Here is a 13,991-nt window from a genome sequence, read left to right on the forward strand (position 1 = left end):
TGCGGCGGGAGGGCGCGCGCGGCGGAGCGCGAAGCGCACCGCGGCCGCCCGGCGGCGGCACGCGCGGGGCGGCCTTGCGCGCGGCGGCATCGCGCGGGTGGCGCGCCGTCCCGGGGCGGCGCGGACGCGGGAGGCAAAGGTTCGGCAATGGGCCGGGTGCGGCGGGTGGGACGGAGTACCGTCTGGTGCTGCTCCGGTGGCGCGTGCGTGTTCCCCGGGCGTACGCGTGTCCGACTGCGGTCGGCGGACCGGGCCGCGGGGCGGCGTCCGGTGGTGGCGCGGCCCGACCCGGGGCGTTCGAGTCCGAGCTTGCAGGGGGCAGGTTCCGCATGAGCAACCAGATCGTGAAGGCGCTGGAGCATGCCGCCGAGAAGCTCGGCACCACGCTGGCCAGGGACGCCGGAAAGGCCGTCGGGGACCTGTACCGGTCGGCGGGGCAGAACCTGAAGAAGGTGGCCGCGAACGTCCGCAGCGTGGAGGAGAAGCACGCGAAGGACCTGGCGGAGATCTTCGAGGGCGGCCGCAAGGACCTCGCGCACCCCCGGTCCGGCGTCGGCGGAGGCGGGCGGGGCGGCCGCCGGTTCGAGGGCCGGGGCCGCGAGCAGGTCCGTTCGCCGCGGCAGGCCGGCCGCCGGGAGGACTCGATCTGCCCCGGCGGCGAGCCGGTCGACATGGCGACCGGCCGGATGTTCATCAAGCAGGTCGACGCGGAACTGCCGGGCTCGCTCCCGCTGCTGTTCGTCCGCAATCACGAGTCCGGGTACCTGGCCGGGCGGTGGATGGGGCCGCGCTGGACCTGCACCTTCGACGAGCGGCTGGAGATCGACGCCGAGGGCGTCGTCTACCTCTCCCCGGACCTGTTCGCGCAGGCCTACCCGCACCCCGAGCCGGGCGCCCCGGTGCACGCGGGCGCCGGGGTGCGCTGGGAACTGGCCCTGACCGACCGGGGCGACTACACCCTCACCGATCCCGCCACCGACACCGTCCGCGAGTTCACCCGTCGACCGGGCGGCGAGGAAGCCCTGCTGACGGCGGTCCGGGACCGCCACGGCCGCCACTACACCCTCGCGTACGACGAGGACGGCACCCCGCTGTCGATCACCCACTCCGGCGGCTACACGCTCCTCGTCACCACCGACGGCGACCGGATCACCGCCCTCCGGCTGGCCGGCGCCGGCGAGGACGGCCGCGACGCGCTGCTGATGCGGTACGGGTACACCGGCGGCCACCTGTCGTCGGTCTACAACTCCTCCGGCCGGCCGATGCGGTTCGCCAACGACTCCGGCGGCCGCATCCTGTCCTGGACCGACCGCAACGACAGCCGGTACCTGTACACCTACGACCGGCTCGACCGGGTCGTCGACGAGGGCGGCGCCGACGGCGCGCTGCGGTTCCACTTCACCTACGGCGACCCGGACCCCGACACCGGGATCCGGGTCCACTCCGAGACCAACGCCCTCGGCCGCACCACCCGCTACCACGTCAACGAGCACGCGCAGATCGTCGCCCAGGTCGACCCGCTCGGGAACGCGCTGCGCTTCGAACGCGACGAGTTCGACCGCCTGATCGCCGAGACCGACCCGCTCGGCCACACCACCCGGTACACCTACGACGGGGCCGGCGACCTGGTGGAGGTCGTCCGCCCCGACGGCGAACGGGCCGTGGTGGAGTACGGCCCGGCCGTCGGCCTGCCCGTCCGCGTGGTCGAACCGGGCGGCGCGACCTGGCGGGTCGGCTACGACGAGGACGGGCACCGGACCTCGCTCACCGACCCGAACGGCGCGGTCACCGCGTACGGGTACGACGAACGCGGCCACCTCGCCACCGTCACCGACGCGCTCGGGCACACCACCCGCATCCGGTGCGACGCCGCCGGGCTCCCGGTGGAGGTCGTCGACGCCGGCGGCGCCGCCACCCGCTGCGAGCGGGACGCCTTCGGCCGGGTCGCCACCGTGGTGGACGCGCTCGGCGGCACCACCCGGTTCCGCTGGACCCCCGAAGGCCTGCCCGCCTCCCGGACCGCCCCCGACGGCAGCACCGAGAGCTGGACGTACGACGGCGAGGGCAACCTGCTCACGGCGACCGACCAGGCCGGCCGCACCACGTCCTTCGAGTACACCCACTTCGAGACGCTGGCCGCCCGCACCGGCCCCGACGGCGCCCGGACCACCTTCACCCACGACGCCCACATGCAGCTGGTGGCCGTCACCGACGCGCTCGGCAGGCGCTGGGAGTACCGCTACGACGAGGCGGGCCGGCTGATCGGCGAGAGCGACTTCCAGGGCCGCCGGACCTCGTACGAACTCGACCCGGCCGGCCGCCCGGTCGCCGCAACGAACCCGCTCGGCGAGCAGATCCGCTACACCTACGACGCGCTCGGCCGCACCGTCGCCAAGGACGCCGCCGGACTGGTCACCCGGTACGACTTCGACCCGGCGGGCCGCCTGATCCGCGCCGTCGGCCCGGACGCCGAGCTCACCCGCACCGTGGACGCGCTCGGCAACCTGCTGACCGAGACGGTCAACGGCCGCACCACCAGCCACACCCGGGACGCCCTCGGCCGCCGGACCCGCCGCGTCACCCCCGCCGGCCACACCAGCACCTGGACCTACGACACGGCGGGCCGCCCCCGCTCGCTGACCGTGCCGGGAGGCGGCCTCGCCTTCCACCACGACGCCCTCGGCCGCGAGTCGGAGCGCACCCTGGGCCCGGGCCTGGCCCTCACCCGCAGCTGGGACCCCCGGCACCGCCTCACCTCGCAGACCCTGCGCAGCACCGGGCCCGGCCGCGCCGCCGTCCTCCAGCGGCACGACTACCGCTACGGTGCGGACGGCAACCTCACCGGCGTCGACGACCTGCTGGCCGGCCCGCGCACCTTCGACCTCGACCCGGCCGGACGCGTCACCGGCGTCCACGCCGCCACCGGCGCCGAGCGGTACGCCTACGACCCGGCCGGCAACCTCACCGCCGCGGAGTGGCCGGCGACCCCCGCGACCGGCGCGGCCGTCGGCGAGCGCAGCTACCGGGGAACGGAACTCACCGCCGCCGGCCGGATCCGCTACGAGTACGACGCCGCCGGGCGGACCGTCCTCCGGCAGAAGACCCGGCTGTCGAAGAAGCCCGACACCTGGCACTACAGCTGGGACGCCGAGGGCCGGCTCACCGGCGTCGTCACCCCCGACGGCACCCGGTGGCGCTACCGGTACGACCCCCTCGGCCGCCGCATCGCCAAGCAGCGCCTCGCCGCCGACGGGACGGGCGTGGCGGAGCAGATCGACTTCAGCTGGGACGGCCCGCTCCTCGCCGAGCAGACCACCACGGCCCCCTACCTGCCCGGCCCGCACACCCTCAGCTGGGACCACCAGGGCCTGCACCCGCTCGCCCAGACCGAGACCGTCACCACGCTCGGCCCGGGCGCACCGCAGGAACAGGTCGACCGCCGCTTCTTCGCGGTCGTCACCGACCTGATCGGCACACCCACCGAACTCGTCGACCCCGCCACCGACACCGTCGCCTGGCGCGCCGTCCCCACGCTGTGGGGCAACACCACCTGGCCGGCCGGTAACACCACCTACACGCCGCTGCGCTTCCCGGGCCAGTACTTCGACCCCGAGACGCGCCTGCACTACAACCTCCACCGCTACTACGACCCCGAGACCGCCCGCTACACCAGCCCCGACCCGCTCGGCCTGGTCCCCGCCCCGAACCCCGACGCCTACGTCGGCAACCCGCACACCTGGTGCGACCCGTTCGGACTGTCGCCGCACTCCCGCCGCGCCCTGCCCCCGGCGCTCCGGGAACCGCCCAACGCGCCCGGCTCGCCCATCACTTCACGGCTCGGCCGGCCGGGCGAGACCTTCAACATGGTGATCTCGCGCGGCCAGCCGGTGTCCCGCCCCGGCGGCTTCGGCACCTTCGACGACGTGCCCAACCAGGAGTTCGTCCGCCGCCAGTTGGCGATCCGCACGGACTGGAAGTCGGACGTGTCGCTGGTCCAGCGGTACGCCTTCCCCGCGCACGGCGAGCCGATCCGGATCCAGGAGAGCGTCATCGGCCCGCAGGAGGACCCGCTGCTCGGCCATCTCCCGGGCGGAGCTACCCAGTTGGAGATCCTGAAGTTCGAGGACCGGGCCCGGCTGATCCCGATCGGCGATCCGGTGGAGATCCCCTGACCCCGGGCGGCGGACAATACCGGGGACCGGCGGAACCGAGAGAGAGGCAGGCCGTGGACATCGACTGGCAGGACGGATCGCGCACCGTGCGGTGGGGCGCGGACTTCGGCACCGAGCGGACCTTCGACCGTCCGCCGGTCTCCGTGGTGGGCGTCGACGATCCGCCGGGCATCCTGGTCGTCGAGGACCCGGAGGGCAGCACCGCCCGGCCCAGCAACGCCCTGGTGCTGAACGCCGACGGGACCGAACGGCTGCGCCTGGAGGCCCCGCAGGTCCCCGAACCGTCCTGGCGGATCGGCTACTACACGGCGTACCCGGACGTGGACGGCGGCATCGTCGCCGTCTACGCGACCCGGGCCGGGGACCTGCAGGGCCGGCCGGACCTGGTCACCGGCGAACTGCGCGACGTGCGCGAGTGGCGGTGACCGGAAGGGCCTACTGGGCGCGCGGCGGGATCACCGCGTCGGCGAGCTGCAGGACGTACCGCATGTCGGCGCCCTGGACGCCCGTCGGGTTGAACGAGTAGACCATCCGGCGCTGCAGGTCGCGGGTGGCGAACACGCCGCTGGTCCAGCCGGGGCGGGAGCCCGTCTTGCCCCAGAGGGTGACGCCGTTGAGCTCGGTGCTGACCAGGCCCATGCTCATGCACGCGTGCTGCTGGCCGGGCCGGCACTGCGGGTTGTCGACGTTCTGCACGTCGGGGACGGTGAACAGCAGCTCCTGCTGGGCGGCCGGCAGCAGCCGGCCCCGGAACAGCGCGGTGACGAAGCGGTCCAGGTCGGGGGCGCTGGAGATCAGCCCGCCCTCCGCCCACGGCCACGGGCTCTGCTCGGTGACGTCGACCGGCCGGCCGGTGCCGTCCGCGTCGGGGACGGTCAGGTAGGCGTGCGCCGCCGGGTTCGCCAGCCGCGGGTCGTCGCGGTCCGGGACGGCGGTGTCGCGCAGCTGCAGCGGCTGGATGATCCGGTGCTTCACCTCGTGCGCGTAGGAGTGGCCGGTGACCTTCTCGATCAGCAGGCCGGCGATGAAGGTGTTGAAGCCGTTGTACTGCTGGCCGGTGCCCGGCGCGAAGACCATCTGCTCGCCCGCGAGGGTGGCGACGATCTGCTCGGGCGTCCAGCTGTCGAAGCGGTGGGCGGCGAACCAGGTGGCGGTGCCGTCGCCCCAGGCGCCGCTGCTGCCGTGCGGCAGGCCGGAGGTGTGGTTCAGGAGCTGGCCGACCTCGATCGGCGGGAAGTCGGCGGGCAGCAGGCCCGGCAGGTACTGCTGGACGGTGCCGTGCACGTCCAGCCGGTGCTCGGCGGCGAGTTGGAGCACCACCGTGGCGGTGAACACCTTGGAGATCGAGCCGATCCGGAACCGGCCCTCCGGGTCCGGCGCCGCGCCCGTCGTCCGGTCGCCGACGCCGCCCGAGGCCTCGAACAGCCCGCCGCTGCCCGCGACGCGCACCAGCACGCCGTTGATGTCGGCGTTCGGGAAGCCGGCCACCACCTGCCGGACCGCCTCCCGGTCGACCGGCGGCAGCGCGGCGCCGGACGCCGTCGCCGTCACCGCCGCCGTCGGGGCGGTGGCGGCCACGGCCGATCCGCCGGTCCCCGCCACCACCGCCGCCAGCATCGCCCCCGCCACCGCGAGGGTGGCCCAACGCCGGTTGCGCACAGTGCTGTTCACGTCTCGACACTCCTGACTCGTGGTCATCCGCCTTGCTCCACGAGTCTGTCCGAGTACGGACCGCCCGCCATCCGGGACGGACCCTGACCGCACCCGGGCCCCGGGCCCTGACGTGCTGTCAGGGTCGGGGCGGCCGGGGGCGGTCAGACGGTGCCCTGCCAGCAGTGCGGGCCGAGGAAGGTCTTGATGTCGGAGGCGAGGCCGTTGTCGGGGTTCACCGTGTAGCCGAGCTCGTAGAGGGTGTTCTTGTCCCAGCCGGTGGTGAGCAGGCGGATCGGCACGTCGCCGGGGTGGGCCTGGAGGGTGGTCCTGAGTTCGGCGACCACGTCGGGGGTGAGCCGTCCGACGGGGGCGGTGATCTGGACGGGGGGCTTGGTGCCGAGTTCGGCGGAGGAGATGTCGAGGGTGGTGATCTCCTGGCCGAAGACGCTGAGCGAGCCGTCGCGCTCGTTGAGGCGGCCGCGGACGGCGATGACGTTGTCCTCGACCATCTGGGCCGACATCAGCTGGTAGGCGGCGGGGAAGAACAGCACCTCGATCGAGCCGTCGCGGTCGGCGAGGGTGATGATCGCCCAGGCGTTGCCGGCCTTGTTGATGCGGCGGTCGACGCCGGTGATCAGGCCGGAGAGCCGGACCTCGCCCTCGGTGCGGCCGGAGCCGAGGAGTTCGACGATCGAGATGTCGCGGTTCTTGGCGAGGATGTGCTCGGCGCCGTCCAGCGGGTGGCTGGAGACGTACAGGCCGAGCATCTCCCGTTCCAGGCCGAGGAGTTGCTTGCGCGGCCACTCGCGGTCGGTGAGCTGGAAGTCCAGGCCGATGGCGGGGGTGTCGTCGCCGCCGAGCATCGCGAACAGGTCGTCCTGGCCGATGGCCTGCTGCTTCTTGACGCCGGTGACGGCGTCGATGGCGGTCTCGTGGACGGTGCTGAGCGAGAGCCTGGTGTGGCCGAGCGAGTCGAAGGCGCCGGCCTTGATCAGCGAGTCGACGGTGCGCTTGTTGCAGACCACCAGCTCGACCTTGTCGAGGAAGTCCGCGAAGGAGGTGTACTTGCCCTTCTCCTGCCGGGTGGCGACCAGCGACTCGATCACCGGGACGCCGACGTTGCGCACCGCCTTGAGGCCGAACCGGACGTCGCTGCCGACGGCGGTGAAGTCGACGACGGACTCGTTGACGTCCGGGGAGAGGATCCGGATGCCCATCGCCCGGCACTCCGCCAGGTAGACGGCCATCTTGTCCTTGTCGTCCGCGACCGAGGTGAGCAGCGCCGCCATGTACTCGGCGGGGTAGTTCGCCTTCAGGTAGGCGGTCTGGTAGGAGACCAGGCCGTACGCGGCGGAGTGCGACTTGTTGAAGGCGTAGCCGGCGAACGGGACCAGCACGTCCCACACCGCCTGGATGGCCTCGTCGGAGTAGCCGCGCTCCTTGCAGCCCGCGTGGAACGGGACGAACTCCTTCTCCAGCACCTCCTTCTTCTTCTTGCCCATCGCGCGGCGCAGCAGGTCGGCCTGGCCGAGCGAGTAGCCGGCCAGCACCTGGGCGGCGCGCTGCACCTGCTCCTGGTAGACGATCAGGCCGTAGGTGGGGCCGAGGACCTCCTTGAGGGGCTCCTCCAGCTCCGGGTGGATCGGGATGATCTCCTGCTGGGCGTTCTTGCGCAGCGCGTAGTTGGTGTGCGAGTTCATGCCCATCGGGCCGGGCCGGTACAGCGCGGAGACGGCGGAGATGTCGGCGAACTCGGTGGGCTTCATCAGGCGCAGCAGGGCGCGCATCGGGCCGCCGTCGAGCTGGAACACGCCGAGGGTGTCGCCGCGGGCGAGCAGCTGGTAGGTGGTGGGGTCGTCGATCGGGATGCTGTCGATGTCGATGTCGACGCCCCGGTTGGCCTTCACGATCTTGATGCAGTGGTCGATGATGCCCAGGTTCCGCAGACCCAGGAAGTCCATCTTGATCAGGCCCATGGCTTCGCACGACGGGTAGTCGAAGCCGGTGATGATGGTGCCGTCCTTGTCCCGCATGTGCAGCGGGATCAGGTCGAGCAGCGGAGTCGAGGAGAGGATCACCGCGGCCGCGTGCACGCCGGTGCCGCGGATCAGGCCCTCGATGCCGAGGCCGGTGTCGATGATCTTCTTGACGTCCGGCTCGTTCTCGTACAGCGAGCGGATCTCGGTGCCCTCGTTGTACCGGGGGTGCTTCTCGTTGAAGAGGTCGGCCAGCGGGACGCCCTTGCCCATCACGTCCGGCGGCATCGCCTTGGTGATCCGGTCGCCCATCGCGAAGGGGTAGCCGAGGATCCGGTTGGCGTCCTTGACGGCGGCCTTGGCCTTGATGGTGCCGAAGGTGTTGACCTGCGCGGTGTACGCGGAGCCGTACTTCTCGGTGACGTAGCGCACCATCTGGTCGCGCTGGCGGTCGTCGAAGTCGATGTCGACGTCCGGGGGGTTGATCCGCTCGGGGTTGAGGAAGCGCTCGAACAGCAGGTCGTGTTCGAGCGGGTCGAGCTGGGTGATGCCGGTGAGGTAGGCGACCATCGAGCCGGCCGCCGAGCCGCGGCCGGGCCCGACCGGGATGCCGTTGTCGCGGCCGTACTGGCAGATGTCGGCGACCACGAGGAAGTAGGCGTCGAACCCCATCGGGGTGATCACGCCCATCTCCAGCTCGACCCGGTCCAGCACCTCCTGGCTGGGGTTGTCGCCGTAGCGGTGCTTCAGGCCGGCGGCGATCTTCTTGCGCAGGAAGGACGCCTGGGTCTCGCCCTCGGGCACGTCGAACTGCGGCATCCGGTCGACGTAGGTGAAGACCTCCTCGTACGACTCGATCCGCTCGGCGATGGCGAGGGTGTTGTCGCAGGCCTCGGGGAGGTCGCGGAACAGCTCGCGCATCTCCTCGGCGGTCTTCACGTAGTAGCCCGAGCCGTTGAACTTGAAGCGGTTCGGGTCGTCCTTGTTCTTGCCCACGCCGACGCAGAGCAGGCTGTCGTGCGCGTCGGCCTGGTCGGCGGTGACGTAGTGCGAGTCGTTGGTGGCCAGCAGCGGGATGTTCAGGTGCTTGGCCAGCCGCAGCAGGTCGGCGCGGACGTCCTGCTCGATGGACAGGCCGTGGTCCATCAGTTCGAGGAAGTAGTTCTCCTTGCCGAAGATGTCCTGGTACGCGGCGGCGGCCTTGACCGCCTCCTCGTACTGGCCGAGCCGCAGCCGGGTCTGCACCTCGCCGGACGGGCAGCCGGTGGTGGCGATGATCCCGGTCGCGTTGGCGGCGATCAGCTCCCGGTCCATCCGGGGCTTCATGTAGTAGCCCTCCATCGAGGCGAGGGAGGAGAGCTTGAACAGGTTGCGCAGGCCGGCGGCGTTCTGCGCCCACATGGTCATGTGGGTGTAGCGGCCGCCGCCGGAGACGTCCTTGCCGCCCTCGCCGTCCGCGCCGGTGGGGCGCTGCCCGCCCGGGGACCAGAACACCTGCTTCTTCTCGAAGCGCGAGCCCGGGGCGACGTACGCCTCGATGCCGATGATCGGCTTCACCGCGGTCTTGGCGGCGGCGTGGAAGAACTCGTACGCGCCGAACATGTTGCCGTGGTCGCTCATCGCGATGGCGGGCATGCCCTGTCTCTCCGCCTCCGCGAACAGCTTCCCGTTCTTCGCGGCGCCGTCCAGCATCGAGTACTCGGTGTGGACATGCAGGTGGGCGAAGCTGTCGGACACGGCGCTCTGGCTCCTTGCGGAAGGCGGAAGAAGCACCCACCCTAATGCGAGCGCGCCGCCTCGCGGGCACTTCGGCGACGGTCGGCGGCGCGCGGCCGGATCCGCGGACGCGGCGGCGGGCGCCGGGTCAGCCGGCTCCGCGCAGGGGCCGGCTGTCCTCCACGAAGACCTTCAGCGAGCCCCGGTGCTGCTCCGCCCGGGCCGTGGCCCGTCCGCCCGTCTCCCGCACCCGCAGCGCCGTGCGGTCGAAGAAGTCCCGGGAGCCGGAGCCGAGGTCGGACAGCGGCAGGTCGCCGTAGTAGGCGGTGAGCGCGTCTCCCTCGGTGCGCAGGGTGACGTCGAAGGACTGCTCCCGGGTCGCGCCCGCCAGTGCCTCACGGGCCCCGGGCCGCCAGGGCGTCCAGTGGCCGATGAACGGGAGGACCAGGTCGGGGCGGATCCCGCGGCAGTGGTCGACCGCCATCCGCTGGAGCCGGTCCCAGCGCGGCATCAGCAGCCGCAGCCCGCCGGCCCAGTACCGGCTCTGCCGCCGGTCCGTGACGACGAGGGCGTCCCCGTCCCCGTCGTGCGGGTCGTACTCGTCGTCCTCGACCGCGTCGAGCTCGACGAAGGCGTGGCAGCCGAGCGGGAGCGGGGACACCTCGGCCAGGCTGCGCAGGCTCCCGCCGAGCGGGACGAGGTGCCGGTCGTACAGGTACGCCATGTGCCGCTCGTGGTCGGTGCCGCCGTGTTCCGGCGGGGCGGCGACGCCGACGGCGTCCGGGTTGTGGGCGTGGTCGGGGCGGGGGACGAGCTGGACGACCACCGGGAGGAGTTCGCCGCCGTCCCGCCGGCCCCGACCGGGCTGGCGCAGCGCCAGCCGGTCCTGGACGAACGAGCGGAACGCGGCGCGCGGCTTCTCCTCCCGCCACAGCCCCACGCCGATGGCGGACCCGGGATCCCCTGCCGGAATCATCGTGATCCGGGATCGGGGGTCGACGATCGAACCGGCCGTGACATTCATTTCCTGACGCCCCACTCACTGCGCTGAATCCGGGTGACCGCGGTCGCCCGACGGTACGCCACGACCGGTCCGGCGCCGGCCGGCGCCCGGCTTCCGTTCAGCCCTTGACCGCTCCGCCGGTGAGGCCGGAGGCGATCCTGCGGTGGACGGCGAGGAAGAACACCACGACCGGCAGGGCGGTGAGGGTGGCGCCCGCCATCAGGCCGCCGTAGTCGGTGCCGAAGCCGGTCTGGAAGGAAACCAGCCAGATGCTGACGGTCTGTTTCTGCGGGCTGGACAGCAGGACGTAGACGAGCACGTACTCGTTCCAGGCCTGGACGAGGGCGAACACCGAGGTGGCGACGATGCCGGGGGCGAGCAGCGGCAGCACCACCCGGCGGAACGCGCCGAAGCGGCTGCAGCCGTCGATCATGGCCGCCTCCTCCAGCTCGACCGGGACGCCGGCGACGAAGCCGCGGAGCATCCACACCGTGAACGGCAGCGTGAACACCAGGTAGGTGAGGATCACGCCGATCAGGCTGTCGGTCATCCCGACGTCGTTCAGCAGCAGGTACAGCGGGATGACCAGCGCCGTCAGCGGGACGGTCTGGACGATCAGGATCACCACCACGAAGGCCTTGCGGCCGGCGAAGCGGAACCGGGCGACGGCGAACGCGGCGAGCGCGCCGACCAGCAGGGAGAGCACCACGGTGCCGAGCCCGATGAGCGTGCTGGAGCGGACGCCGGCCCAGAACGTCTCGGTGCGCAGGGCCCGGGCGAAGTTGTCGAGGGTGGGCCGGCCGGGCCAGAACTCCGGCGGCACCCGCAGGATCTCGGTGGCCGGCCGGAACGCGGTGAGCACCATCCAGTAGACCGGGAAGCCGATCACCGCGGCGACCAGCAGCCCCAGCAGGTCGTGGCCCGGCGACCGCCGCCGTCTCATTCGACCTCTCCCGTCCGCAACGTCCGGCGCAGGTGGACCACCGAGCCGGCGAGCAGCAGCACGACGGTGACCAGGGCGATCGCCGCCCCGGCGCTGTACCGGTTGACGGCGAAGGACTCGATGAAGGAGTAGACGCCCAGCAGGTAGTACTCCCGTTCGGGCTGGCCGCCGCGCATCAGCCAGACCTGGTTGAAGACCCCGAAGTCCCAGATCGCCGACAGTGTGGTGACCATGACCAGGACCGGCCGGACCGTCGGCAGGACGACGTGCCGCAGGACCTGGAACGGCCGCGCCCCGTCGAGCGCCGCGGCCTCCTCCAGTTCGGGCGGGACCTGGGCGAGCGCGGCCCGCAGGGTGATCGCGGCGAACGGCAGCGAGCCCCACACCACGACGGCGACGATGACGGCGAACCCCTGCCAGGGGTCGGTGAACCAGTTGTGGCGGGCCAGGTCGACGCCGGGCAGCCGGGAGAGCAGCCAGTTCACCACCCCGTAGTCCGCGTCGAACAGCCAGCGGAAGATCGACGCGGCGACCATCACCGGCATCGCCCAGACGGTCACCAGCATGCCGGCGAGGACGGCGCGCACCCACGGCGAGGCGCGGTGCATCAGCCGGGCGGTGAACAGCCCGCAGAGCACGGTGAGGGCGACGCACACGGCGGTGAAGAGCACGGTGCGCGCCACCACCGTCCAGAAGAACCCGTCGCCGAGCACCCGGCGGAACTGCTCCAGGCCGGCCCAGGGCGGGGCGGAGCCGTTGAACAGCTGTTCCCGGGTCAGGTCCTGGAAGGCCAGCACGACCATGTCGACCAGCGGGTAGCCGAGCACCAGGACGAGCGCCAGGGCGGTGGGGGCGATCAGCAGGTAGGGCAGCAGTCGCGGGCGGCGGCGGGCGGCCCGCCGGCCGCCCCGGTCAGCGCTCATTGATGACTTCGTCGATCCGCCGGTCGGCGTCCCGGGCGGCGTCCTGCACCGACGCCTTGCCGTTGGCGATCCGTTCGAGCATCTCGGGCAGCACGTTGGACTTCTCCACCGACGTCCAGCCCGGTGCGAACGGGGTCATCCAGCCCCCGGTGGCGGCGGCCCGGGCGGACGGTCCGTTGAGGCCGCCGGCGGCGACCTCGGCGAGCTGGGCGGTGTTGTTGGGCAGGGTGTTGGCGGCGATCAGGGTCTGCTGCGACTGCCGGTCGGTGAACAGCCTGATCCAGTCGGCGGCCAGGTCCCGGTGCGAGGACTTGGCGGGCACGGCCAGCGTGGAGCCGCCGAGGAACGGCGGCAGCAGCTTCCCGGACGGGCCGGGGAACGGGAAGGTGGCGAACTTCCCCTTCAGCTTCGGGTCCCCGCCGGAGCGTTCGTCGGCGGCCGCGTCCGCCTCCCAGGTGTTGCCGTAGAAGACGCCCACCCGGCCCTGGCCGACGACGCCCGGCTGGTCGCCGTTGTCCTTGGCGCGGTCGCCGACGTAGTAGGCGTCGATCAGCCGCTTCCACTCGGTGAGCCCGGCGACCGAGTTCGGCGAGGACAGCGACGCCTTCCAGCGGTCGCCGTCCTTCACCGCGATCTCGCCGCCCGCGTCCTTCACGAACGCCATGGCCGCGTACCAGTAGCGGCCGGGCAGGTACAGGGCGGAGAAGTTCGGGTCCGCCGCGCCGTTGGCGGCCTTCAACCGGTCGAGCGCGGCCAGCAGTTCGGGGTAGGTCGTCGGTGCGCCCGGCAGGCCGGCCTGCGCGAAGTAGTCGGTGCGGTAGATGCCGACCCGGGCACCGACGTAGTACGGCACGCAGTACGTCTTCCCGTGGTCGCGGCAGGCGTCGGCGAGCGCCGGCAGCCAGGCGCCCGACTGGTCGTAGCCGGCCGGGTCGAGGGCGGCGAACGCGCCGTTGACGATGTAGTTGGTGGTCTCGCTGTTGCCCATCTCCACCACGTCGGGCACGTTCTTCCCGGCGAGGACGGCGTCCAGCTTCTGGTTCTTGGTCGTCCACTGCTGGTACTGGACCTCGACCCGGACGCCGGGGTGGGCCCGGGCGAAACGGTCGTTGGTGGTCCGGACCAGTTCCGGCCAGCTCTCCTGGGCGTCGACGGCCAGCCAGACGGTCAGTCTGCCGCCGGCCCCGGATCCGCCTCCGGGGCCGGAACTGCACCCGGCGGCGGCCAGGGCCAGCAGGAGGACGAGAGCGGCGGGCCGGCGGCGTGCGCGCACGGTCATGGGTGGTCTCCAACGTCGCTGTGGGGGTGGGGATCTGACTACCCATCAGGAAGCCGGGCTCGCACAAAGGTCTAGACATTTGGCCGGAAGATGACCTTCGGTGGCCCGTGGAGCGCGGGTCGTGCGTGGGGAGTGGATCGGGCGGCGGGAGTCCGGCTCCGCGGTGAACGTTTCACGGCGCGGCGCGGCGGGTCCGGCGGTGTGCGGCGGCGGTGCGACCGGGGCGGGCGGCCCGGCTCCGGCGGGTTTCGGCAGCCAGCGGGGCCGGGCCGCAGTTCGGCATCAACTCCGGTGCGGCCCGGGCGAGTTGTCCGGCTTCGAGGCCC

General features: G+C 72.3%; 8 protein-coding genes. 2 read left to right on the plus strand and 6 right to left on the minus strand.

Going from position 1 to position 13,991, the window contains the following annotated elements; translation table 11 throughout:
- Window positions 1-329: 329 nt before the first annotated feature.
- Together ACFV1L_RS05185 and ACFV1L_RS05190 are read left to right on the plus strand one after the other, a co-directional pair.
- Window positions 330-4,172, plus strand: a complete 3,843-nt coding sequence (locus tag ACFV1L_RS05185) for an RHS repeat-associated core domain-containing protein (protein ID WP_380363019.1) — start codon at window positions 330-332, stop codon at window positions 4,170-4,172.
- Window positions 4,173-4,225: 53 nt separating this feature from the next.
- Window positions 4,226-4,597, plus strand: a complete 372-nt coding sequence (locus tag ACFV1L_RS05190; protein ID WP_380363021.1) for a hypothetical protein — start codon at window positions 4,226-4,228, stop codon at window positions 4,595-4,597.
- 10 nt (window positions 4,598-4,607) lie between these two features.
- Here ACFV1L_RS05190 and ACFV1L_RS05195 read toward each other — a convergent pair whose 3' ends face one another.
- The 6 genes from ACFV1L_RS05195 to ACFV1L_RS05220 all read right to left on the minus strand — a co-directional run bounded on the left by ACFV1L_RS05195 (window position 4,608) and on the right by ACFV1L_RS05220 (window position 13,665).
- Window positions 4,608-5,843 carry a serine hydrolase domain-containing protein gene (locus ACFV1L_RS05195; protein ID WP_380363022.1) on the minus strand — a complete coding sequence of 412 codons (1,236 nt, stop codon included), beginning with the start codon at window positions 5,841-5,843 and terminating at the stop codon, window positions 4,608-4,610.
- Window positions 5,844-5,986: 143 nt separating this feature from the next.
- Window positions 5,987-9,538: a DNA polymerase III subunit alpha gene (gene dnaE, locus ACFV1L_RS05200; RefSeq protein ID WP_380363024.1), complete on the minus strand. Its 3,552-nt coding sequence runs from the start codon at window positions 9,536-9,538 to the stop codon at window positions 5,987-5,989.
- Between the two features lie 127 nt (window positions 9,539-9,665).
- The gene (locus tag ACFV1L_RS05205; protein WP_380363025.1) at window positions 9,666-10,457 is read right to left on the minus strand and encodes a hypothetical protein; all 792 of its coding nucleotides are present in this window, start codon (window positions 10,455-10,457) and stop codon (window positions 9,666-9,668) included.
- A gap of 181 nt (window positions 10,458-10,638) precedes the next feature.
- A complete protein-coding gene (locus ACFV1L_RS05210) occupies window positions 10,639-11,463 on the minus strand; it encodes a carbohydrate ABC transporter permease (protein ID WP_380363026.1) in 825 nt (274 codons plus the stop codon).
- Complete coding sequence (locus ACFV1L_RS05215) at window positions 11,460-12,386, minus strand: carbohydrate ABC transporter permease (RefSeq protein ID WP_380363028.1); 927 nt, start codon at window positions 12,384-12,386, stop codon at window positions 11,460-11,462. Before ACFV1L_RS05215 ends, ACFV1L_RS05210 begins: the two co-directional genes overlap by 4 nt.
- Complete coding sequence (locus ACFV1L_RS05220; RefSeq protein ID WP_380363030.1) at window positions 12,376-13,665, minus strand: extracellular solute-binding protein; 1,290 nt, start codon at window positions 13,663-13,665, stop codon at window positions 12,376-12,378. The genes ACFV1L_RS05215 and ACFV1L_RS05220 overlap by 11 nt, the downstream gene beginning before the upstream one ends.
- Window positions 13,666-13,991 lie beyond the last annotated feature (326 nt).

It is taken from the genome of Kitasatospora sp. NPDC059646, assembly GCF_042734615.1.
Lineage (GTDB): Bacteria > Actinomycetota > Actinomycetes > Streptomycetales > Streptomycetaceae > Kitasatospora.

What these genes read in the sequence shown, in the direction of transcription:
- ACFV1L_RS05215 (WP_380363028.1), bottom strand. Translation starts at nt 12,386, where the DNA reads ATGAGCGCTGACCGGGGCGGCCGGCGGGCCGCCCGCCGCCGCCCGCGA.
- ACFV1L_RS05210 (WP_380363026.1), bottom strand. Translation starts at nt 11,463, where the DNA reads ATGAGACGGCGGCGGTCGCCGGGCCACGACCTGCTGGGGCTGCTGGTC.
- ACFV1L_RS05220 (WP_380363030.1), bottom strand. Translation starts at nt 13,665, where the DNA reads ATGACCGTGCGCGCACGCCGCCGGCCCGCCGCTCTCGTCCTCCTGCTG.
- ACFV1L_RS05185 (WP_380363019.1), top strand. Translation starts at nt 330, where the DNA reads ATGAGCAACCAGATCGTGAAGGCGCTGGAGCATGCCGCCGAGAAGCTC.